The 22,512-nt window shown below is 69.2% G+C and carries 15 protein-coding genes and 3 rRNA genes; 2 read left to right on the forward strand and 16 right to left on the reverse strand.

The annotated features are described in order from the left end of the window. Position 1 precedes the first annotated feature (1 nt). The 9 genes from Prum_RS07340 to Prum_RS07380 all read right to left on the reverse strand — a co-directional run bounded on the left by Prum_RS07340 (position 2) and on the right by Prum_RS07380 (position 8,868). Entirely contained in the window at positions 2–835 is an 834-nt protein-coding gene (locus Prum_RS07340) for a hypothetical protein (protein ID WP_173075073.1), read from the reverse strand. Then, a complete protein-coding gene (locus Prum_RS07345) occupies positions 832–1,770 on the reverse strand; it encodes a copper transporter (RefSeq protein WP_173075075.1) in 939 nt (312 codons plus the stop codon). Before Prum_RS07345 ends, Prum_RS07340 begins: the two co-directional genes overlap by 4 nt. Before the next feature lie 14 nt (positions 1,771–1,784). Beyond that, a complete protein-coding gene (steA, locus tag Prum_RS07350; protein WP_173075077.1) occupies positions 1,785–2,963 on the reverse strand; it encodes a putative cytokinetic ring protein SteA in 1,179 nt (392 codons plus the stop codon). A 432-nt stretch (positions 2,964–3,395) separates the two neighbouring features. Further along, positions 3,396–5,108 (reverse strand): DNA repair protein RecN, encoded by a 1,713-nt coding sequence (recN, locus tag Prum_RS07355; RefSeq protein WP_173075079.1) that lies wholly within the window; start codon positions 5,106–5,108, stop codon positions 3,396–3,398. A gap of 57 nt (positions 5,109–5,165) precedes the next feature. Further along, entirely contained in the window at positions 5,166–6,308 is a 1,143-nt protein-coding gene (locus Prum_RS07360; RefSeq protein WP_246277716.1) for a low temperature requirement protein A, read from the reverse strand. 10 nt (positions 6,309–6,318) lie between these two features. After that, entirely contained in the window at positions 6,319–7,209 is an 891-nt protein-coding gene (locus tag Prum_RS07365; protein ID WP_173075081.1) for an NAD kinase, read from the reverse strand. Further along, positions 7,206–8,015 carry a TlyA family RNA methyltransferase gene (locus tag Prum_RS07370; RefSeq protein ID WP_173075083.1) on the reverse strand — a complete coding sequence of 270 codons (810 nt, stop codon included), beginning with the start codon at positions 8,013–8,015 and terminating at the stop codon, positions 7,206–7,208. Before Prum_RS07370 ends, Prum_RS07365 begins: the two co-directional genes overlap by 4 nt. After that, positions 8,015–8,221 carry a hypothetical protein gene (locus Prum_RS07375; RefSeq protein WP_173072725.1) on the reverse strand — a complete coding sequence of 69 codons (207 nt, stop codon included), beginning with the start codon at positions 8,219–8,221 and terminating at the stop codon, positions 8,015–8,017. The genes Prum_RS07370 and Prum_RS07375 overlap by 1 nt, the downstream gene beginning before the upstream one ends. Further along, on the reverse strand, positions 8,221–8,868 hold the full coding sequence (locus Prum_RS07380; protein ID WP_246277717.1) for a phasin family protein: 648 nt from the start codon (positions 8,866–8,868) through the stop codon (positions 8,221–8,223). The genes Prum_RS07375 and Prum_RS07380 overlap by 1 nt, the downstream gene beginning before the upstream one ends. A gap of 112 nt (positions 8,869–8,980) precedes the next feature. Between Prum_RS07380 and Prum_RS07385 the strand changes: the two genes are divergently transcribed. After that, complete coding sequence (locus tag Prum_RS07385; protein WP_173075085.1) at positions 8,981–9,319, forward strand: alkyl sulfatase C-terminal domain-containing protein; 339 nt, start codon at positions 8,981–8,983, stop codon at positions 9,317–9,319. A gap of 8 nt (positions 9,320–9,327) precedes the next feature. Here Prum_RS07385 and Prum_RS07390 read toward each other — a convergent pair whose 3' ends face one another. From Prum_RS07390 to lipP1, 7 genes are all read right to left on the reverse strand, one after another. Continuing rightward, positions 9,328–10,329, reverse strand: a complete 1,002-nt coding sequence (locus Prum_RS07390; protein WP_173075087.1) for an HAD-IIA family hydrolase — start codon at positions 10,327–10,329, stop codon at positions 9,328–9,330. Beyond that, positions 10,326–11,078 (reverse strand): tetratricopeptide repeat protein, encoded by a 753-nt coding sequence (locus Prum_RS07395; RefSeq protein WP_246278536.1) that lies wholly within the window; start codon positions 11,076–11,078, stop codon positions 10,326–10,328. The genes Prum_RS07390 and Prum_RS07395 overlap by 4 nt, the downstream gene beginning before the upstream one ends. Positions 11,079–13,144: 2,066 nt before the next feature. Beyond that, positions 13,145–13,261 (reverse strand): 5S ribosomal RNA (gene rrf, locus Prum_RS07400). 71 nt (positions 13,262–13,332) lie between these two features. Further along, positions 13,333–16,450: ribosomal RNA gene (locus Prum_RS07405) — 23S ribosomal RNA — on the reverse strand. A 391-nt stretch (positions 16,451–16,841) separates the two neighbouring features. Further along, a 16S ribosomal RNA gene (locus tag Prum_RS07410) occupies positions 16,842–18,359 on the reverse strand. Together the 16S, 23S and 5S rRNA genes form the textbook arrangement of a ribosomal RNA operon. A gap of 512 nt (positions 18,360–18,871) precedes the next feature. After that, entirely contained in the window at positions 18,872–20,131 is a 1,260-nt protein-coding gene (gene tyrS / locus Prum_RS07415) for a tyrosine--tRNA ligase (RefSeq protein WP_246277718.1), read from the reverse strand. Then, positions 20,128–21,072: a LipP1 family hormone-sensitive lipase gene (gene lipP1 / locus Prum_RS07420; protein ID WP_173075089.1), complete on the reverse strand. Its 945-nt coding sequence runs from the start codon at positions 21,070–21,072 to the stop codon at positions 20,128–20,130. The genes tyrS and lipP1 overlap by 4 nt, the downstream gene beginning before the upstream one ends. Positions 21,073–21,224: 152 nt before the next feature. On the opposite strand from lipP1, the gene Prum_RS07425 reads away from it, so the two are divergent. Continuing rightward, positions 21,225–22,460, forward strand: a complete 1,236-nt coding sequence (locus tag Prum_RS07425) for an aminotransferase-like domain-containing protein (RefSeq protein ID WP_173083493.1) — start codon at positions 21,225–21,227, stop codon at positions 22,458–22,460. Positions 22,461–22,512: the final 52 nt, after the last annotated feature.

Raw genomic sequence — 22,512 nt, forward strand, 5'->3', positions numbered from 1 at the left:
GTCAGGAGGTGCGTCGGCCGAGCGCGTCGAGCTGGCGCAGCCCCGGCGTGCCCTCGATGACCTTCGTGAAGCTGACCTTCTCGCTGGCCGCGGTCAACGCCGCCACCGCCGCGAGCACGCCGGCCCGCCCGACCGGCCCGGTGCGGGCGGCCAGCGCGACGCCGAGCAGCGCCCCGAACGCGTTGGCGCCGCTGTCGCCGAGCATCACCCGCTCGTCCAGGTCGTCCGGCAGCACGCTGGCGGCCACCGCGACCGGCCCGCTGGCCAGCCCGCCCGTACGCCCACCGGCCAGCGGGGCACCGATCAGCGTGCCCGCCTTCAGCGCCCGGCCGGGGCGCAGGTCGAAGAGGTTGAGCAGGTTGGCCGTACCCGCGATCACGCCGGCGCCGAGCAGCACATCGGTGACCCGGCCGGCGCGGGTCGCCCGGCGGGGACGGCGTGGATCGGCCGCCAGCAGCGCCGCGGCGGCCAGCCCGGCCGCGCCCACCCCGGCGATCTTGACCAGGCCGCTGGTGACCCGCCCCTCGCGCAGCGCGGACAGGTGCCCGGCGAACCCCTTGGCGGCCTTCTGCTCCGGCCGGCTGCCCACCACGTCGTCGTACATGCCGACGGCCCCGGACCCGAGCCCGGCGGTCAGCGCGGCGGCCGCGGCGGCGGGGCTCGGCGCGCTCACCGCGGCCGCGATCGACGCGCCCGCGGCCAGCGCCGGCCCGCCCGCGAGCGACACGGTACGGCCGCGGAAGTTCGTGCGTTCCAGCTCCTGCCGGGTGCCGAGCGCGCGCAGCACCGCCCGGGCCCCGGCGACCCCGGCGGCGACGGCGAGGACCCGCCTCACTCTTTTTGCTTCGGGAGCAGGGAGCTGGCGCCGGCGTTCAGGCCGTACTGGCCGGCCTTGCCGTCGACCAGCTGCTCGACCACGGCGAGCGCCGTGACCAGCCGGCCCTGCGCGGTGTTGCCGTTGTCCACCGTGGAGATCGACTTGGACAGCGTGGGGTCGCCCCGCACCGCCCCGACCAGGTTGCCGTTGCCGCCCCAGCTGCCGGCCACGATCACCGGGCCGGCCTTGTCGAACTGGGCGACCATGGTCACCACGGCCTCGTCCTTGGCGGCGGAGTCGCGGTCGGTGTGCGGCTGCCCGGACACCACGACGACCGCCTCGGCCGGGCCGGTCACCTTGTCCTTGACGCTGATGTACCCCGCCGACGTGTACGCCGTCAGCAGCGCCTGCAGGTCGGTCGAGGAGACCGGCGTCTGCGGCGAGGGCCGGTCCAGCAGCGCGGTCGCCAGCAGCGCGCTCGCGCTCTCCACCCCGTCGACGTTGTTGGGCAGGTCGGTGCGCGGGATGCTCGGCTGCGACGCCTGGTCGGCCAGGTCGAGCAGCTCCACGCTGTTGTCCGGGTTGACGAACTTGTCCTCGATGTCGACCCGCCCGGTCACCGTCGCCCCGGCCAGCTCCAGCATCTCCACCACGCCGTCCACGTGGTCGTCGCCGCTGGGCGTGGTGACCACCGCGATGCGCCGGGCGGTCAGCTTGCCGGCCAGCATGATCGGAGCCGCCTCGGTGGCGAACTCCTCCTCCCGGTTGGCCTCCTCCTGCAGGCTGCTCACCGTCTCGCGCAGCTGCCGGTTGTCCTTGCGCAACGCGTTGACGTTGTCGCTGAGCGAGTCGGCCACCGGGCCGTTGAGCGCCGCCGTGCCCACCACCAGGCCGATCGCCAGGGCCAGGAACACCGCGGTCAGCGACACCACGTGGTACCGAAAGTTGATCACGAGTACAGCCGCCCTCAGAAAAGCTGTCCGAGCTGGAACACCAAATTGTCCCACCACTCCGAAACCACAGCGAGGTAAGCCTTGCCAACGGTGGACACCGCGACCGCCGACGCCATCGCCGCCACCGCCGACAGGACCAGCAACAACAGCGACGAGCCGGAGATGCTCTGCCGGTACAGCCGGCTCACCCCCTTCGCGTCGACCATCTTGCCGCCGACCTTCAGCCGGGTCAGGAACGTCGACGCCATGCCCCCGCGCCCCTTGTCGAGGAACTCGACAAGGTTGTTGTGGGTGCCGACCAGCACGATCAGCGAGGCGCCCTTCTCATCGGCGAGCAGCATGGCCAGGTCTTCGCTGGTCGCCGCCGCCGGGAACGTGATCGCCGCCAGGCCCAACTGCTGCACCCGGGCCATCCCCGGCGCCCGTCCGTCCGGGTAGGCGTGCACGATCACCTCGGCGCCGCAGCGCAGCACGTCGTCGGTGACCGAATCCATGTCACCGATGATCATGTCGGGCGTGTAGCCGGCCTCCACCAGGGCGTCGGCGCCGCCGTCCACCCCGATCAGCACCGGCTTGAACTCGCGGATGTACGGCCGCAGCACGTCCAGGTCGGCCTTGTAGTCGTAGCCGCGCACCACGATCAGGCAGTGCCGCCCGCCGATGTGCGTGTCGACGTCCGGCACACCGACGCCGTCGAGCAGCAGGTCACGCTCCTGCTTCAGGTACTCCATCGTGTTGGCCGCGAACGCCTCCAGCTGGACCGACAGCCCCTCCCGGGCGTCCGCCATAGCCTTGGCCACGCTCTCCGCGTCCTGCCGCACGCCGAGTGCGATCGGCTCGCCGTCGATGTACACGGTGTTGTCGTCAATGCGGACGGTGTCGCCCTCACGGACCTGGTCGAAGATGCCCTCGCCCAGGTCGTCGACCAGCGGGATGCCGGCCTGCACGAGCACCTCGGGGCCGAGGTTGGGGTACCGCCCGGAGACGGACGGCTTAGCGTTGAGCACCGCGGCGACGCCGACCGCGACGAGCGAGTCGGCGGCGACCCGGTCGAGGTCCACGTGATCGATGACCGCGATGTCGCCCGGGCGCAACCGGCCAGCCAGACGCTTCGTCCGGCGGTCGAGGCGCGCGGTGCCGGTTACATTGCCCGGTTCTGCGCTCCGGGTCCGGCGCAAGGCTGGTAGACGCATCGTGACCATCGTGGCATGACCGGCAAACTTTTTCCGGCCACGACGCGCCTGACCAGCACCAACGCGAAAACCCTGTGACCGGCGTCACCCCTGACGCCCTTTCCCCACCCGTTTCACCCCTCGCCAAGATCCGGATGATCAGGGAGTACCTCGGGCGTGTCGCGGCGCGGCGAGCGACCAAGTCCCTGATCACCGGGATCTTGACGGGGCTCGCCCGTCGCGATGCGCCTCACCCCGTCGCGCCCCCGCCCCGCCCCGTCGCGCCCCGCCCGGCGCGCCGATCAAGGGATTCGCCGTCGATCAAGGGCGAACGGTCGTGGTTTGATCTCCAATCCACGGCCGTTTGCCCTTGATCGGCGCGAAAGTCCTTGATCGGCGCGCCGCACCGGGCGCGCAAAAACCGGGCCCGGGCGGGCGCGACGGGGCGGAGGGCTAGGCGCGCTTTTCGCGGGCGGCTACCGCGAGGAGCTCTTCGGCGTGGGCGATGCCCAGGTCGGAGTCCGGCAGGCCGGCGAGCATCCGGGACAGCTCCCGCGCCCGGTCGGTGTCTTCCACGACCCGTACGCCGCTGGTGGTCACCGCTCCCCCGGTGTCCTTGGCGACCACCAGGTGCCGGTCGGCGAACGCGGCCACCTGCGGCAGGTGGGTCACCACGAGCACCTGGTGGCTGCGGGCCAGCCGGGCCAGCCGCTTGCCGATCTCCACCGCGGCCTGCCCGCCGACGCCCGCGTCGACCTCGTCGAAGACCAGCGTGGGCGGCCCACCCGCACCGGCGAACACCACCTCGATCGCCAGCATCACCCGGGACAGCTCGCCACCGGAGGCGCCCCGCTGCAGCGGCAGCGACGGCGCTCCCGGGTGCGCGAGCAGGCGCAGCTCGACCTCGTCGGCGCCGTCCGGCCCCACCTCGCGCGGCACGACCGCGACCTGGATCCGGGCGTGCGGCATCGCCAGCCCGGCCAGCTCCACGGTCACCTGCTCGGCGAAGCGGCCGGCCGCCTCCTGGCGTGCCGCGGTGAGCCGGGCGGCCAGGTCGGTGACCTCGGCCGCCAGCCGCTGCCGCTCGCGGTCCAACTCATCCAGCAGCTCGTCGGAGGTGTCCAGCTCGCCCAGGCGTTCGCGCGCACGCGAAGCCCAGGCGATCACCCCGTCGACGTCGTCGGCGTACTTGCGGGTCAGTCCGCGCAGCGCGGCCCGGCGCTCGTAGATGGCCTCCAGGCGGGCCGGGTCGGCGTCGAGGGCGTCCAGGTACGCCGACAGCTCCGCCGACACGTCACCGACCAGCGTGGCGGCCTCCTCCAGCCGTACGGCCAGGTCGCCGAGCTTGCTGTCGAGGCCGGCCTGCGCCTCCAGGGTGCGCCGGGCCGTGCCGAGCAGCCCGGTCGCGTCCGGGGCGTCGTCACCGCCGCCCTCGGCTCCCCCGGCCACCGCCTGGTACGCCAGCGCGGCCGCCGTACGCAGTCCCTCGGCGTGCTCCAGGCGCTGCACCTCGGCCTTGAGGTCGTCGTCCTCGCCGGGCTGCGGGTCGACCCGGGTGATCTCGTCCAGGCCCAGCCGTAGCAGGTCGGCCTCCTGGTTGCGCTCGCGGGCGTTGCGGCGCCGGTCGGCCAGGTCGTCCTCGACCCGCCGCCACTGCGCGTACGACTCGCGGAACGTGTCGAGCAGCTTTTCATGCTCCGGCCCGGCGAACCGGTCGAGCGAGGCCCGCTGCTCGGCCGGCCGCAGCAGGCGCAGCTGGTCGGACTGCCCGTGTACGGCGACGACCTGCTCGCCCACCTCGCCGAGCACCGAGACCGGCATGCTGCGCCCGCCCACGTGCGCCCGCGAGCGACCCTCCACCGTGACCGTACGGCTCAGCAGCACCGTGCCGTCCTCGTCCGGCTCGGCACCGGCGTCGGCGATCCGGGCGGCCACCGCGCCCGCCGCCGCGTCGGACAGCCGCAGCCGCCCCTCGACCACCGCCCGCCCGGGGTCGGCGCGCACCCGGCCGGCGTCGGCGCGCCCGCCGAACAGCAGGCCGAGGCCGGTGACGACCATCGTCTTGCCCGCACCAGTCTCGCCGGTGATCACGTTCATGCCGCCGGTGAGCGGCAGGGTGGTGTCCTCGATGACGCCGAGGCCGGTGATGCGCAGCTCTTCCAGCACGCCATCAGACAGTAGTGGCGTCCTGCGACATCTGACCACCCGGCGCCCCACCCCGGCTCAGACGGGCATCCGCCCGCGCAGGTCCAACCCGAAGGCGACGGCCTCGACCACGAACATCACGAACAGGACCACGATGAGGGCCACCAGCTGGCCGGCCGCCACCACCATGCCCAGCGGGATCGTCGCGAGCGCCACCAGCGCGCCGGCTATCCGGAAGCGCAGCCGCCCCAGCCCCAGCGCCAGCCGGAACGCCACATCGCCGAGCAGGTACAGCGTGAGACCACCGGCGAGCGCGATCGCCTCGGCGAGTTTCAGCTCGTCGCCGGCGTGCCCCATCACCTTCTTCACCCCGGCCGCCGCGACCACGATGCCCAGCAGGAGCAGCGCGTGCGCGTACCCGTACGCCCGGACCGCCACCAACGCCCGCCGCTCCCGTGGGACCGCGCTGAGTGCCCGCTCAGCGGGTGCCTCGCCGTCTCCGAAGTAGACCCACCACATGAAGTACGACAGAGTCAGTCCCAGCGCGGCCACGGTCACCAGCGCCAGGTCGAGCTCGAGCCCGGCGGCGCCCACGCCGATGGCCACCACCGACTCGCCGAGCGCGATGATGACGAGCAGCCCGTGCCGCTCCACGAAGTGGGCCGGCGAGATGGTGAATCCGCCGATCGGCCGCACGTACGGCGCCACCCCGTCCAGCAGCAACGCCAGCGCCCACGCGGCGTACCGCCAGTTGCCCGGCAGGAACCCACCGACCAGCACCAGCGTCGCGCTGGTCAGGTTCACCGGCGCCAACCGCAGCATCGCCTGTGCCGCGCCCGGACCGCCCGCGTGGATGAACAGTCCGGTGTGGACCGCGTTGACGACGAAGTATCCCAGGCCGAACACCCAGCCCGCGTCGCCGAACGCGTCGGGGATCGAAAGCGCGATCGCCAGCAGGCCGCCCATGGCGATCAGGATCAGCGTGCGCACCAGCCGGCTGGTGGGCGCGATCGCGTTGGTGAGCCACGCGAACCCGTCGTACATCCACAGGACGATGCCGAGCATCAGCGTGATCTGGATCGCCCCGCGGACGGTGAGCTCGTCGGCGAGCAGGGCGGTCAGCTGGGTCAGCGTGAAGACGAAGACGAGATCGAAGAACAGCTCCAGGGTGCTGACCCGCACCCCCCGCTCGATATCGCGTTCCTGCCGCGTCTTGGACACGCGACCCAGCCTACGGCCTGTGATTGCCCCGCCACCCGCCCACCGGCAGGGCGAACTTGGCCACCAACCGGTCGGTGAACGGCTCCTTGCCCAACCGGACGATCCGCACCGACAGCTCGCCCCGCTTCACGGTGACCCGCGCCCCCGGCGGCAGGTCGAAGACCCGCCGCCCGTCGCAGCACAGCGCCGCGAACGACGTGTACGGGTCGACGGTGATCACGAAGGTGGACGTCGGGGCGGTGACGAGCGGCCGGCTGAAGAGCGCGTGCGCGCTGATCGGCACCAGCAGCAGCGCCTCCACCTCCGGCCAGACGACCGGTCCCCCGGCGGAGAACGCGTACGCGGTAGAGCCGGTCGGGGTCGCGCACAGCACGCCGTCGCAGCCGTACCGGGACAGCGGCCGGCCGTCCACGTCGACGAGCAGCTCCAGCATGTGCGCGCGCTGTCCTTTTTCGACGGTCACCTCGTTGAGCGCCCACGACTCGGCGATCGGCGCACCGTCCACTTCGGCCACCACGTCGAGGGTGAGCCGTTCGTCCACTGTGTACGACCGTGACACCACGTCGCGCACGGCCTGGTCCAGGTCGTGGATCTCCGCCTCGGCCAGGAAACCGACCTTGCCGAGGTTGATGCCCAGCAGCGGCGCCGCCGCCGGCCGGGCCAGCTCGGCCGCCCGCAGGAACGTGCCGTCCCCGCCCAGGGCGAAGACGATCTCGACGCCGTCGGCCGCCTCGGGCCCGCCCACCGGCGTCACCTCCGGCAGGCCGAGGTCGGCCACCTCCTCGGCGACCACGCGCACCTCGAAGCCGGCCGCGATCAGGTCGGCCGCCACCGTACGCGCGTGGTCGGTGCTGTCCTGCCGCCCGGTGTGCGTCACCAGCAGCGCGCTCCGCCCGCTCATGAGGCGTCCCCGCGAAAGGCTCCCGCCACCGCCCGCACCCGCTCCTCGTCCACGTCCGGCGCGCCGCGGCGCAGCCACAGGAAGAACTCCACGTTTCCGCTCGGGCCGGGCAGTGGGCTGGCCGCCACGCCCGCCACGCCCAACCCCAACTCCCGCGCGGCGGCGGCCACGTCCAGCACCGCCTCGGCCCGCACCGCCGGGTCGCGCACCACGCCACCGGCGCCGACCCGCTCCTTGCCCACCTCGAACTGCGGCTTGACCATCAGGGCCAGGTCGCCGTCCGCCGCCGTGCAGCCGGCCAGCGCCGGCAACACCAACCGCAGCGAGATGAACGACAGGTCGGCCACCGTCAACGCCACCGGCCCGCCGATGTCCTGCACGGTGAGGGTACGCACGTTGGTGCGCTCCAACACCCGGACCCGGCTGTCGGTGCGCAGCGACCAGGCGAGCTGGCCGTAGCCGACGTCGACGGCCACGACCTCGGCCGCCCCGGCGCGCAGCAGCACGTCGGTGAAGCCCCCGGTGGACGCCCCGGCATCGAGGCACCGCCGGCCGGACACCTCCAGCCCGTCGGGCGCGAAGGCGGCAAGCGCCCCGGCCAGCTTGTGGCCGCCACGGGAGACGTACTCGACGGTGTCGCCCACCACACGCACCGCGTCGGCCGGGTCCACCATCGCGGCGACCTTGCGAGCCGGTACGCCACGCACCTGCACCCGCCCGGCCTCGACCAGCGCGGCGGCCTGCTCACGCGAGCGGGCCAGGCCACGGCGGACGAGTTCCGCGTCGAGGCGGGCGCGGCGTGCCATCAGTTCTGGTCGATGGTGGCGAGGGTTTCCTGCAAGGTCTGGTGCGCGGCCTCGTACTCGGCGATCTGGTCGCGCAGCGGCAGGTCGGCCGCGTTGGACAGCGCCTGGATCGCCGCGTCGACCGCCGGATGGCCCGACGAACCCTCACTGTCCACAGTGGGCGGCTCCGGTACGGGCGGCCGATATGGGCCCGGAACCGGGTGCATCACGCGTCACCGGCCACCGGAGGGGCGGCCTTCTTGCGCGGCGTCGCCGCCTTCTTGGCGGGCGCGGCCTTCTTCACGGCCGCCGTCGTGCGGGGCGTCGCGGCCTTCTTGGCGGGCGCCGCCTTCGCGTGCTCCGGAGTCGGCGTCGGGACGGGGGCCGGAGCCTGTTCGGGAGCCGCGTCCGCAGCCGGCGCGGGCGACGCCTTCGTGGCCACCGTCTTCTTGGCGACGGCCTTCTTAGCCACGGTCTTCTTCGCCACGGTCGTCTTCGTGACCTTCTTCGCGGGCGCCGCCGCTTCGGCGGCCACGGTCGCGGCGACGGCGGCCGGCACCGGCGCGCCGGCGCCCTTGGCCTGCCGCAGCTCCTCCTCCAGGTCGCGCACCCGGGCGGTCAGGTCGGCGACCTCCTCGGCCTTGACCAGACCGACCCGCGCCAGCGTCCGGTCCACTTCGAACCGCACCAGCTTGGTCAGCGCCTCCCGGTTGGCCAGGCTGGTGGAGACCAGTTCCTCGGCCACCGCCTGCAACTGCGACGCGGTGGCGCCGCTCTTGCCGACGAGCTTCTTGGCCACCTTCTGCGCCTTCTTCCGGGACGCGTCTGTGAGCCCGAGGGCCAGCTCCAGATACGCCCGCCACGCCTCCTGCATGCCAGTTCCTTTCGCCATCACGGAGTGTTCACCCACATACGCTACCGGTCCGCCATGCCACCTCTGTGCGGTACCGTGCGGTGGACCACGCAGGCGCGATCAGGAGGTTGGTGTGGCCACGGAGCAGGAGTGCCGCAAGGCGCTGGAGCAGCTGGCACAACGGCTGGCCGCCAACGCCCAAGACGCCCGCAGTCGCCTCGACCTCGACCGCACCCTGGCCTGCCGGATCACCGATCTGGGGGTGGCCTTCCACGCCCGGCTGCTCAACGGACAGTTGCTCGACATCACGGACGGCGACGACCCGCGCGCCAAGATCGCCCTGATCACCACGAGCGACGACCTGCTCGCCCTGGTCGCCGGCACGCTGGCGCTGCCCCAGGCGATGGCCGCGCGCCGGGTCTCTCTCAAGGCGAGCCCCTTCGACCTGCTAAAACTCCGCAAGCTCCTGTAGAGCGCTGATCAACCCAGCAGGTCGAGGGCGTGCAGCGCGTCCCGCGCCGCCGACGACTGCGCGGTCAGCGCCGCCACGTCGCCGCCGGACCAGGCCATCCCGCACAGCAGCCGCAGCGCGTCGACGGTCGACCCCGCACCGTCCAGGCGCGGCGCCGGCCCGTCCGCCAGGCTCCACCCGGCCACGTCCACCGGCGGCACCCGCACCGCATCGTCCACTTCGAACAGCCCGGCCAGGTCCGCCGCCGCATACGTCGGCCGGCGCTCCGGCGACGCCGCCAGCAGGTCGCGCGGGCCGCTCACGCCGGTCAGCACCAGCAGGCTGTCCATGCCGGCCCGGTTGGCGCCCTCGATGTCGGTGTCGAGCCGGTCCCCGACGACCAGCGGCCGCTGCGCCCCCACCCGGCGCGCCGCCGTCACGAACAGCCCCGGCTCCGGCTTGCCGACCACCACGTCCGGCTCCCGGTCCAGCGCCGTACGCAGCGCCGCCACCAGCGACCCGTTGCCCGGCAGCGGGCCGCGCGGGCTCGGCAGCGTCCGGTCCGTGTTCGTCGCCATCCACAGCGCGCCGCCGCGGATCGCCACCGCCGCCTCGGCCAGGTCAGCCCAGCCCACCTGCGGCCCATACCCCTGCACCACCGCCGCCGGCCCATCCTGCGCCAGCGACACCGGCACCAGGCCCGCCTCGCGCACCTCGGCGCGCAGCGCCTCGGCACCCACCACCAGGATTTTGGATCCAGGCGACAATCTCTCGGACAAAACAGCCGCCGCCGCGCCCGCCGAGGTGATCACTTCATCAGCTTCAGCGGGTACGCCAAGGCCCGTTAACAGGTTCGCGACCTCACCCGAGCGGCGGGAGGCGTTGTTGGTGGCGTACGCCAGCGCGACGCCCGCCCGGTGCAGCTCTCCCACCGCCTCCACGGCGCCCGGGATCGGCCGGTCGATCAGGTAAACCACGCCGTCCAGGTCGAAGATGACCAGGTCGTACGCGTCGACGAGGCGCTTGGTCACGACTCCGGTTCCGCGTCCTTCTCCTCGGCGTCCTTCTCCTCGGCGTCCTTGTCTTCGACGTCGTCGTCTTCCTCGTCGTCGTCCTCGACGTCGTCGTCTTCCTCGACGTCCTTCGCCTCGATGACGCCCTCGTCCGCGACGGCGTCCTCCTCGGGTGCGTCGTCCTCCTGCTCGGAAGCGTCCACCTGCGCGGCGACGTCCTCCACGAGGTCGTCCTTCTCCTCGTCGCCCTCGATGACGACGCCGTCAAGCTCCAGCATCCGCTCGGCCGCGTCGGTGTCCTGCTCCGGATCGGCCTCCGCCGCCCGGGCGAACCACTCCCGGGCCTCCTCACGCCGCCCGACGCTGAGCAGCGAGTCGGCGTACGCGTACCGCAGGCGCGCGGCCCACGGCTCGGTGGCCTCGCCGGCCAGCTCGCGCACCTGCAGCATCGCCACGGCGGCGTCGCGCTGGCCCAGGTCGCTACGCGCACCCGCGGCCACGATGAGCAGCTCGATCGCCTCGGCCGGCTCCAGCGCGGCCTTGTCCGCGGCCCGGTAGATGTCGATCGCCCGCTCCGGCCGTCCCAGCGCTCGCTCGCAGTCGGCCAGCACCGCGAGGTGCGTCTGCTTGCCGCTCATCCGGTGGTACGTACGCAGCTCGGCGATCGCGGTCTGCCACTCCCCGACGGCGTACGCCGCCAGCCCGACCGCCTCGCGCACCGCGGAGATCCGCGAGGCGAGCCGGCGCGCGGCCAGCGCGTGTGCCATGGCCTCTTCCGGGTCGTCGTCGATCAGCTGACCGGCGGCCACCAGGTGCCGGGCAACCGTGTCGGCCACCGGCCGGGCGAGCGAGAGCAGCTCGGCCCGCACGTCGCCGTCCAGGTCGGTCGCGACGATGTCGTCCGGCAGCTCAGGCGCCGTACGCCGCTCGCCGCGCTCCACCATCTCGCCGGCGTCGACCCCGTCCCCGCGGTCGTACGCCGTCGACTCCTCGCCGTCCTGCGGCTCGGCCTGGCCGGCGAGCTCGCCCGGCCCGGTCCGGTCGTCCACCCACTCGTCCCGGTCGCGGCGCGGGCCGCGGTCGCGATCCGCCCAGCGCTCACGGGGGTACGGTCGTCGTCGCGCGGGCGACCGCGGAAGTCCCGACCGCCCCGGTCACCCGACGCCGGCCGGGTGTCCCGGTCCCGGTCGCTGCGTGGCCCCGCGTCGCGGTAGCCGCCGTCACGGTCGTCCCGGCGCGGACCGCGGTCGTCCCGGTCCCGCCCGAACCCGCGCGAGCCACCACCGTCGCGGGAACCGCCGCCACGGTAGCCACCCTCACGGGGAGCGCCGCTGCGGAAGCCTCCCTCGCGGTAGCCACCCTCGCGCGGTGCACCGTCCCGGGGACCGCCACGGTAGCCACCCTCACGGGGGGCGCCGCCACGGAAGCCGCCGCCTTCGCGGGAACCGCCGTCCCGTGGGCCGCCACGGAACCCGCCGTCACGCGGACCGCTGTCACGCGGACCGCCCCGGAAACCGCCACCCTCGCGCGGGCCGCTGCCCCGGAAGCCGCCGTCCCGCGGACCACTGCGGTAACCGCCCTCACGCGAGCCGCCGGCGTCCCGCGGACCGCTACGGTAGCCACCTTCGCGGGAACCGCCGCCGTCCCGCGGACCACTGCGGTAACCGCCCTCGCGGGAACCGCCGCCGTCCCGCGGACCGCTACGGTAACCGCCCTCGCGGAAACCACCCTCACGCGGAGCGCCGCCGCGGTAGCCGCCCTCTCGGGGGCGCCGCCATCGCGCGGGCCACTACGGTAACCACCCTCGCGGGAACCGCCGCCATCGCGCGGGCCACTGCGGTAGCCGCCTTCGCGGGAACCGCCGCCGTCACGCGGGCCGCTACGGAAGCCACCCTCGCGGGAACCGCCGCCATCGCGCGGACCGCTACGGAAGCCACCCTCGCGCGGGCCACTGCGGTAGCCGCCTTCGCGGGAACCGCCGCCATCGCGCGGACCGCTACGGAAGCCACCCTCGCGCGGGCCACTGCGGTAGCCGCCTTCGCGGGAACCGCCGCCATCGCGCGGACCGCTACGGAAGCCACCCTCGCGCGGGCCACTGCGGTAGCCGCCTTCGCGGGAACCGCCGCCATCGCGCGGACCGCTACGGAAGCCACCCTCGCGGGAACCGCCGCCATCGCGCGGACCGCTACGGAAACCACCTTCGCGGGAGCCGCCGTCACGCGGAGCGCCGCCGCGGTAGCCGCCCTCTCGGGGGGCGCCGCCGTCACGCGGACCGCTGCGGTAGCCGCCTTCGCGGGGCGCGCCGCCGCTGCGGAAGCCACCGCGGTCGTCGCCGCCGCGCTGGTAGCCGCGCCCGCTGTCCCGGTCGCCGTAGCCCCGGTTGTCCCGGTCGCCGTACCCGCCGCCGCGGTAGCCGCCTTCGCGCGGAGCCCGGTCGCGGGATCCGCTGTCGCGCGGACCGCCGCGGTAGCCGCCCTCCCGCGAGTCGCCGCCGCGGTAGCCGCCCTCCCGGGGCGCGCCGCCACGGAAACCGCCGCCACCGTCGCGCGGAGCACCGCCGCGAGAGCCGCGGTCGTCACCGTCCCGCCGGGGGGCGCGGTCGCCGTCTCGCCGGAAGCCGCCGCGGTCGTCGCCGCCGCGCTGGTAGCCGCGCTCGCTGGGACGGCCGCCGCCTTGGCCGCGGTCGTCCCGGTCGCCGGAGCGACGTCCGCGGCCTTCCTCGTCGCGGTCGCGACCGTAACGCGGGTCGCCGTCGCGCGGTTCTGGGCTCACGGGTACATCCTCCCTGTACGCAGTGAGGGCCACCCCGTCGGGGTGGCCCTCACTGAAAGAAGTCCGGCGGTGTCCTACTCTCCCACACCCTCCCGGGTGCAGTACCATCGGCGCTGGAGGGCTTAGCTTCCGGGTTCGGAATGTTACCGGGCGTTTCCCCTCCGCCATGACCGCCGAAACACTATCGAACTATCAACCAACAATGGTGGTTGCTTGTTCAGAATCGCATAGTGGACGCGTAGCTTATTTGTGGTCAAGTCCTCGGCCTATTAGTACCAGTCAACTCAACCTGTTACCAGGCTTACATATCTGGCCTATCAACCCAATCGTCTATTGGGGGCCTTAACCCACAAAGGGGTGGGATACCTCATCTTGAAGCAGGCTTCCCGCTTAGATGCTTTCAGCGGTTATCCCTTCCGAACGTAGCCAACCAGCCATGCCCCTGGCGGGACAACTGGCACACCAGAGGTTCGTCCGTCCCGGTCCTCTCGTACTAGGGACAGCCCTTCTCAAGTATCCTACGCGCACGGCGGATAGGGACCGAACTGTCTCACGACGTTCTAAACCCAGCTCGCGTACCGCTTTAATGGGCGAACAGCCCAACCCTTGGGACCTGCTACAGCCCCAGGATGCGACGAGCCGACATCGAGGTGCCAAACCATCCCGTCGATATGGACTCTTGGGGAAGATCAGCCTGTTATCCCCGGGGTACCTTTTATCCGTTGAGCGACACCGCTTCCACTCGCAAGTGCCGGATCACTAGTCCCGACTTTCGTCCCTGCTCGACCCGTCAGTCTCACAGTCAAGCTCCCTTGTGCACTTACACTCAACACCTGATTGCCAACCAGGCTGAGGGAACCTTTGGGCGCCTCCGTTACCTTTTGGGAGGCAACCGCCCCAGTTAAACTACCCACCAGACACTGTCCCTAAACCCGATCAGGGCCCAAGGTTAGATACCCAAACTCAACAGAGTGGTATTTCAACAATGACTCCACCGACACTGGCGTGCCAGCTTCACAGTCTCCCACCTATCCTACACAATCCAGTTCGGATACCAATGTCAAGCTATAGTAAAGGTCCCGGGGTCTTTCCGTCCTGCCGCGCGTAACGAGCATCTTTACTCGTAATGCAATTTCGCCGGGCCTGTGGTTGAGACAGTGGGGAAGTCGTTACGCCATTCGTGCAGGTCGGAACTTACCCGACAAGGAATTTCGCTACCTTAGGATGGTTATAGTTACCACCGCCGTTTACTGGCGCTTAAGTTCTCAGCTTCGCCCCGAAAGACTAACCGGTCCCCTTAACGTTCCAGCACCGGGCAGGCGTCAGTCCATATACAGCGTCTTACGACTTCGCATGGACCTGTGTTTTTAGTAAACAGTCGCTTCCCCCTGCTCTCTGCGGCCATACCACGCTCCACCCGCAAGGGGCTTCACGCGTCCGGCCCCCCTTCTCCCTAAGTTACGGGGGCAATTTGCCGAGTTCCTTAACCACAGTTCACCCGAACGCCTCGGTATTCTCTACCTGACCACCTGTGTCGGTTTAGGGTACGGGCCGCTCGGAACTCGCTAGAGGCTTTTCTCGGCAGCATAGGATCACTGACTTCACCTGAATCGGCTCGGCATCACGTCTCAGCCTCAATGCGCCACGGATTTACCTATGGCACGGCCTACACGCTTACCCCGGCACAACCACCGGCCGGGATCAGCTACCTTCCTGCGTCACCCCATCGCTTGACTACTACCACCCAGGTTCCTGTGCACTTTCCGGTTCACCCGAAGGATCCCCCTGAGCGGACAGTTAGCACAGATAGGTTCATCATGGGCGTTCCTTCGCGGGTACGGGAATATCAACCCGTTGTCCATCGACTACGCCTCTCGGCCTCGCCTTAGGCCCCGACTCACCCAGGGCGGAATAGCCTGGCCCTGGAACCCTTGGTCATCCGGCGGAAGGGTTTCTCACCCTTCTCTCGCTACTCATGCCTGCATTCTCACTCGCACAGCGTCCACAACTGGGTCACCCCGCTGCTTCACCCGCTGCACGACGCTCCCCTACCCATCCACACACCTAGATGCCTCTCTCAAGGAGAAACACCGGGTTAATATGTGAATGCCACAGCTTCGGCGGTGTACTTGAGCCCCGCTACATTGTCGGCGCGGAACCACTTGACCAGTGAGCTATTACGCACTCTTTAAAGGATGGCTGCTTCTAAGCCAACCTCCTGGTTGTCTAAGCGACTCCACATCCTTTTCCACTTAGCACACGCTTAGGGGCCTTAGCTGGTGATCTGGGCTGTTTCCCTCTCGACTACGAAGCTTATCCCCCGCAGTCTCACTGCCGCGCTCTCACTTACCGGCATTCGGAGTTTAGCTGATTTCGGTAACCTTGTAGGGCCCCTAGACCATCCAGTGCTCTACCTCCGGCAAGAAACACGCAACGCTGCACCTAAATGCATTTCGGGGAGAACCAGCTATCACGGAGTTTGATTGGCCTTTCACCCCTAACCACAGGTCATCCCCCAACTTTTCAACGTTGGTGGGTTCGGCCCTCCACACGGTCTTACCCGCGCTTCAGCCTGCCCATGGCTAGATCACTCCGCTTCGGGTCTAGAACATGCGACTCAACGCCCTCTTCAGACTCGCTTTCGCTACGGCTACCCCACACGGGTTAACCTCGCCACATGCCACTAACTCGCAGGCTCATTCTTCAAAAGGCACGCCGTCACCTTGATTCTTACGAACCTCAGCTCCGACGGATTGTAGGCGAACGGTTTCAGGTACTATTTCACTCCCCTCCCGGGGTACTTTTCACCATTCCCTCACGGTACTCGTCCGCTATCGGTCACCAGGGAGTATTCAGGCTTACCAGGTGGTCCTGGCAGATTCACGGCAAATTCCACGAGTTCGCCGCTACTCGGGAACACCCACAGAAGAACAGCTGCTTTCGCCTACCGGCCTATCACCGTCTACGGATGGCCTTTCCATACCATTCGACTAGCAACTATTTTTGTAACTTCTTCGTTGACTGTCAGATCAACACGTAGGGTCCCACAACCCCGGCAACGCAACCCCTGACAGGTATCACACGCCACCGGTTTAGCCTAAATCCGCTTTCGCTCGCCACTACTCACGGAATCACAATTGTTTTCTCTTCCTGCGGGTACTGAGATGTTTCACTTCCCCGCGTTCCCTCCATACACCCTATGCATTCAGGTGCAGGTGACACCACATAACTGGTGCCGGGTTACCCCATTCGGACACCCTGGGATCACAGCTCGGTTGACAGCTCCCCCAGGCCTATCGCGGCCTCCCACGTCCTTCATCGGCTCCTGGTGCCAAGGCATCCACCGTTCGCCCTTGACAACTTGACCACAAAGATGCTCGCGTCCACTATGCAAATCTCAACAAACAACCAACCCACAACCCCACACCCCACCACCAGCCACCACACACACCCCCACCAGGGGAAACATGCGATCCGGTATGACAAGGCAGGCCATGCCTGGCAACTAGCCCTAGAGAAACCCAAACCATGCGGCTTGTTCCCTCAGGACCCAACAGGATGCTTTCCCGACCACCACCAGCCGCACCAACCCCAACCCGTTCCACACCTCCGGCCCGAAGACCAGCTGCAGTACTAAGAAGGTTGGCCGTTGCCGGCCGCAGTCTTCACCAGTGTCTCCGCCAATGAGCACCCCACCACCACACAACTGGGCAGTGCGGGCTCCATACCCACCATTACAGCAGGATGGTGCTCCTTAGAAAGGAGGTGATCCAGCCGCACCTTCCGGTACGGCTACCTTGTTACGACTTCGTCCCAATCGCCAGCCCCACCTTCGACGGCTCCCTCCCACAAGGGGTTGGGCCACCGGCTTCGGGTGTTGCCGACTTTCGTGACGTGACGGGCGGTGTGTACAAGGCCCGGGAACGTATTCACCGCAGCGTTGCTGATCTGCGATTACTAGCGACTCCGACTTCACGGGGTCGAGTTGCAGACCCCGATCCGAACTGAGACCGGCTTTTTGGGATTCGCTCCACCTCACGGTATCGCAGCCCTTTGTACCGGCCATTGTAGCATGCGTGAAGCCCTGGACATAAGGGGCATGATGACTTGACGTCATCCCCACCTTCCTCCGAGTTGACCCCGGCAGTCTTCGATGAGTCCCCGGCATAACCCGCTGGCAACATCGAACGAGGGTTGCGCTCGTTGCGGGACTTAACCCAACATCTCACGACACGAGCTGACGACAGCCATGCACCACCTGTCACCGGCCCCGAAGGACCCCGCATCTCTGCGAGATTTCCGGCGATGTCAAACCCAGGTAAGGTTCTTCGCGTTGCATCGAATTAATCCGCATGCTCCGCCGCTTGTGCGGGCCCCCGTCAATTCCTTTGAGTTTTAGCCTTGCGGCCGTACTCCCCAGGCGGGGCGCTTAATGCGTTAGCTGCGGCACAGAGAACCGGAGAGGCCCCCCACACCTAGCGCCCAACGTTTACAGCGTGGACTACCAGGGTATCTAATCCTGTTCGCTCCCCACGCTTTCGCTCCTCAGCGTCAGTATCGGCCCAGAGACCCGCCTTCGCCACCGGTGTTCCTCCTGATATCTGCGCATTTCACCGCTACACCAGGAATTCCAGTCTCCCCTACCGAACTCTAGCCTGCCCGTATCGACTGCAGACCCGCAGTTGAGCCACGGGATTTCACAGTCGACGCGACAAGCCGCCTACGAGCTCTTTACGCCCAATAAATCCGGACAACGCTCGCGCCCTACGTCTTACCGCGGCTGCTGGCACGTAGTTGGCCGGCGCTTCTTCTGCAGGTACCGTCACTTACGCTTCGTCCCTGCTGAAAGAGGTTTACAACCCGAAGGCCGTCATCCCTCACGCGGCGTCGCTGCATCAGGCTTCCGCCCATTGTGCAATATTCCCCACTGCTGCCTCCCGTAGGAGTCTGGGCCGTGTCTCAGTCCCAGTGTGGCCGGTCGCCCTCTCAGGCCGGCTACCCGTCGTCGCCTTGGTAGGCCATCACCCCACCAACAAGCTGATAGGCCGCGAGCCCATCCCCCACCGAAAAACTTTCCACAACCCGCCATGCGACAGGAAGTAAATATCCGGTATTAGCCCCCGTTTCCGAGGGTTATCCCAAAGTGAAGGGCAGGTTACTCACGTGTTACTCACCCGTTCGCCGCTCGAGTACCCCGAAGGGCCTTTCCGCTCGACTTGCATGTGTTAAGCACGCCGCCAGCGTTCGTCCTGAGCCAGGATCAAACTCTCCAACAAAAACCTGTTGAAAAAAATGTCCCGGCAACAAAAGTGTTGCCAAAGGAATCCCACGAGCATCCAAACCCTAAAGCCCGGACACCCGACGGGGTATCAAACAAACTTGGCACTGGCTATAAAAGCACCCTGTTGAGTTCTCAAAGAACAAACACACACCACCGACCAGATCCCCCGCGAGGGCCCCGGTCCGTGGGGCACTCGTTTTACTCTACCTGACCGCTTCGTCCCCGTCAAACCGGTGTGACCCGGTTTGTAGGTCGAAAGACCAGATTGTCCCTACACGCGCACAGCAGCAAGCCACCGTGTTCGATCAAGGGATTGGCAGGCCGGCCGCCTGCGAGTGAACCCGCACGCGCGCCCGGTGCCCTGCCGGCCGTTCAATGTACCCGGTCGGTTTCGCGTCTGCCAAATTTGGCTTCCCGCACCGCCCTGGGCATGGAGAAAGTTACGGGGACAGGAGGGGCAGCGTCAAATCGGCGTGACTTGTTCCCCGTCACATGATCAACGCAGGGCTATTCCACCTGCTCAACGCCCGCGAACGTGCGCTTGCCCCGGCGCAGCACCAGGAACCGGCCGTGCAGAAGCGACTCCTGCGCCACCGTGGCCTCACCGTCCGTCACCCGTTCGTTGTTGACGTACGCACCGCCTTCGGCGATCGCCCGCCGTGCCTCGTTCAGGCTCGACACCAGCCCCGTGTCGCGCAGCATCGCCGCGACGGGTGGCAACTCCCCGCGTACCTCGATCAAACCGGCCTCGACCAGCGCGGACCGCAAGGTCGTCGGCGCCAGCTCGACCAGCGAACCCCGCCCGAACAGCGCCTGGCTCGCGGCGATGACCTGGGCCGTCTCCTCGGCCCCGTGCACCAGAGTGGTGAGCTCCTCCGCCAGCGCACGCTGCGCGGCCCGCGCGGCCGGACGGTCGGCGGTCTCCTTCTCCAGGGCATGGATCTCTTCGTGCGTGCGGAAGCTGAAGTACCGCAGGTAGCGCGAAATGTCCCGGTCGTCGGTGTTGACCCAGAACTGGTAGAAGGCGTACGGGCTGGTCATGGCCGGGTCGAGCCAGATCGCCCCGCCCTCGCTCTTGCCGAACTTGGTGCCATCCGACTTGGTCACCAGCGGCGTGGTGAACGCCTGCACCGGCCCGGCACCGCGCCGGCGGATGTAGTCGACCCCCGCGGTGATGTTGCCCCACTGGTCGGAGCCGCCGAACTGGAGCGAGCAGCCGTGCCGCTGGTGCAGCTCGAAGTAGTCGTGCGCCTGCATCAGCTGGTAGCTGAACTCGGTGTAGCTGATGCCGGTCTCCAGGCGGGCCTTGACCACCTCGCGGGCGAGCATCCGGTTGACCGGGAAGTGCTTGCCGACGTCGCGCAGGAAGTCGATGACCGACATCGGGCCGGTCCAGTCCAGGTTGTTGACCAGGGTCGCGGCGTTCTCCCCGGTGTAGGTGACGAACGGGGCGAGCTGCGCGCGGATCCGCTCCACCCAGCCCGCGATGACCTCGGTCGGGTTGAGGGTCCGCTCGCTGCTCTCCTTGGGGTCGCCGATCTGGCCGGTCGCCCCGCCGACCAGCAGCAACGGGCGGTGCCCGGCCAGCTGGAGCCGGCGGGCGGTCACCACCTGCATCAGGTTGCCGACGTGCAGGCTGGCCGCCGTGGGGTCGAAGCCGACGTAGTACGTCGCCGGCCCGGCCGCCAGGTGCGCGCGCAGCTCGTCGAGGTCGGTGGAGTCCTGGATGAGGCCCCGCCACTGCAGGTCGTCGATCAGATCCGTCACGGTCGGTATTGTTTCACGGCCCTCGCCCAGGACTTTCGCAGATATTCCGCGACCCGCGCGGTCGCCGTCCGAGCCTCGACCAGCGCGCCGGTCATCGTGAAGAAACCATGCGTCATGCCGTCGTAGCGCTCCAACTCCACGGGTACGCCCGCGGCGCGCAGCCGGTCGGCGTACCGCTCGCCCTCGTCGCGCAGCGGGTCGTACTCGGCGGTGATGATCAGGGCCGGCGGCAGGCCGCTCAGGTCCCCGGCCCGCAGCGGCGAGGCGAGCGGATCGGCGCCGTCCTCCGGCCGGGCCAGGTAGTGCCCCCAGTACCAGCCGACCGAGGTGCGGTTGAAGAAGCTCGGATCGGTGTTGTCGCGCATCGACGGGGTATCCGCGCCGTACTCGACGTTCGGGTAGACCAGGACCTGGCTGGCGAGGGCGGGGCCGCCGGCGCGGGCCTGGAGGGTGACCGCGGCGGCGAGGTTGCCGCCCGCGCTGTCGCCGGCGACGGAGATGCGCGCCGGGTCGCCGCCGAAACCGTCCACATGGGACGCTGCCCAGCGCACCGCGGCGTAGCAGTCGAGTGGGGCCGCCGGAAACGGATGCTCGGGCGCGAGGCGGTACGCGACGGACAGCACGACGCAGTCCGCGTCGGCGCACAGCCGCCGGCAGATCCCGTCGCTGGTCTCCAGGCTGCCCAGCACCCAGCCGCCGCCGAAGAAGTAGACGAGCACGGGCTTGGTCCCCGCACCAGTTGGGCGGTAGAGGCGGGCGTCGAGGCGGCCCGCGACGCGCAGGTCGACCACTTCGCCCACCGGATATGGGGCGCCACGGTCGGCCTTGATGGCGGCCAGGTCGGCCGCGCGCGCCTCGGCGAGCGACTGCTCGTACAGCGGGCGGGTGCCGTCGCGGCGTCGTTGCTCGCGCATGGCCAATAGCTGCGGGTGCAGGGGCATCGGCTCCTCCAGCCAGACTCGACGACTCCTGGAGCGGTCGTCGTTACGGTGTGGGAAGCCACCCTTCGCGGATCCACATCCTTCCATCCGAGGTTTTGTTCGTGCAACTGACCGACCTGCACGGCTCGCTGAGTGACCCGCTGCTCGACACGATGAACTTCCTCAACGAGGTGACGGCGCGGTTTCCCGACGCGGTCTCCTTCGCGCCCGGCCGGCCGTACGACGAGCCCTTCGACACCACGGTCATCGCCGGCTACCTCGACGCGTACGCGAAGCATCTGGAACGGGATCGCGGCCTGTCCCAGCGCCAGGTCGGTGGCCTGTTGTTCCAATATGGACGCACCAAGGGCCAGATCCACGACCTCGTCGCCGCTACGGTGGCCAACGACGAAGGCATCGAGGTGTCGCCGGAGTCGGTGGTGGTCACCGTCGGCGCGCAAGAGGGGATGCTGCTCGCGCTGCGGGCGCTGATCCGCGACTCAGCCGATGTGCTGCTGGTCGCCTCGCCCTGCTACGTCGGCATCACCGGCGCCGCGCGCCTGCTGGACGTCCCGGTCGAGCCCGTGCCGGAGGGCCCGGCCGGGACCGACCCGGCGGCGGTACGCGCGGCGGCCGCCCGGGTCCGGGCCAGCGGCCGGCGACCGCGGGCGCTGTACGTCGTGCCGGACTTCGCCAACCCGTCCGGCACGCGCCTGCCCGTCGCCGCCCGCCGGGACCTGCTGGCCGTCGCCGCTTCAGAAGATCTGCTGGTGATCGAGGACAACCCGTACGGGCTGTTCTCCCGTACGCCGGCACGGGTGCCCACGCTCAAGGCGCTCGACCGGGACCGGCGAGTGGTGTATTTGGGCTCGTTCGCCAAGACGTGCTTTCCCGGGGCGCGGGTCGGATACGTCATCGCCGACCAGCCGGTCACCGGGCCGGACGGCCAACCGACCCTGCTCGCCGACCAGCTCTCCAAGATCAAGAGCATGATCACGGTCAACACGTCGCCGCTGGCCCAGGCGGTGATCGGCGGCATGCTGGTGACGTACGGCTGCCGGCTGCGCACCGCGAACGAGGAGCGCATCCGCCGCTACCGGGACCGGCTGAACGCTCTGCTCGACGCGCTGCGGCGGCACCTGGGCGCCAACCCCGGGGTGACCTGGAACGTGCCGGAGGGCGGGTTCTTCCTGGTGCTGAGCGTGCCGTTCGTGGTCGACGAGGCGGCGCTGACCCGCTCGGCGCGCGACCACCGGGTGCTGTGGACCCCGATGAGCTACTTCTACCCGGGCGGGGAGGGCCGGCGGCAACTGCGCCTGTCGTGCAGCTACCTGGAGGTCGACGAGATCGACGAGGGCATCCGCCGGTTGAGCTCCTTCATCGCCTCCGAGCCGGCGCGGGCGACCTGAGTAGGGACCCCTACCCATCGACATGCTTGACTTGATTGAAACCTTTCGATAG

Source organism: Phytohabitans rumicis (assembly GCF_011764445.1).
GTDB lineage: Bacteria > Actinomycetota > Actinomycetes > Mycobacteriales > Micromonosporaceae > Phytohabitans > Phytohabitans rumicis.

Bases quoted from the DNA above. Each gene is read 5' to 3' on its own strand.
- Prum_RS07425 (WP_173083493.1), top strand. From the start codon at position 21,225: ATGAACTTCCTCAACGAGGTGACGGCGCGGTTTCCCGACGCGGTCTCC.
- lipP1 (WP_173075089.1), bottom strand. From the start codon at position 21,072: ATGCCCCTGCACCCGCAGCTATTGGCCATGCGCGAGCAACGACGCCGC.
- Prum_RS07370 (WP_173075083.1), bottom strand. From the start codon at position 8,015: ATGGCACGCCGCGCCCGCCTCGACGCGGAACTCGTCCGCCGTGGCCTG.
- Prum_RS07380 (WP_246277717.1), bottom strand. From the start codon at position 8,868: ATGCAGGAGGCGTGGCGGGCGTATCTGGAGCTGGCCCTCGGGCTCACA.
- steA (WP_173075077.1), bottom strand. From the start codon at position 2,963: ATGCGTCTACCAGCCTTGCGCCGGACCCGGAGCGCAGAACCGGGCAAT.
- Prum_RS07365 (WP_173075081.1), bottom strand. From the start codon at position 7,209: ATGAGCGGGCGGAGCGCGCTGCTGGTGACGCACACCGGGCGGCAGGAC.
- Prum_RS07375 (WP_173072725.1), bottom strand. From the start codon at position 8,221: ATGCACCCGGTTCCGGGCCCATATCGGCCGCCCGTACCGGAGCCGCCC.
- Prum_RS07395 (WP_246278536.1), bottom strand. From the start codon at position 11,078: ATGGCACACGCGCTGGCCGCGCGCCGGCTCGCCTCGCGGATCTCCGCG.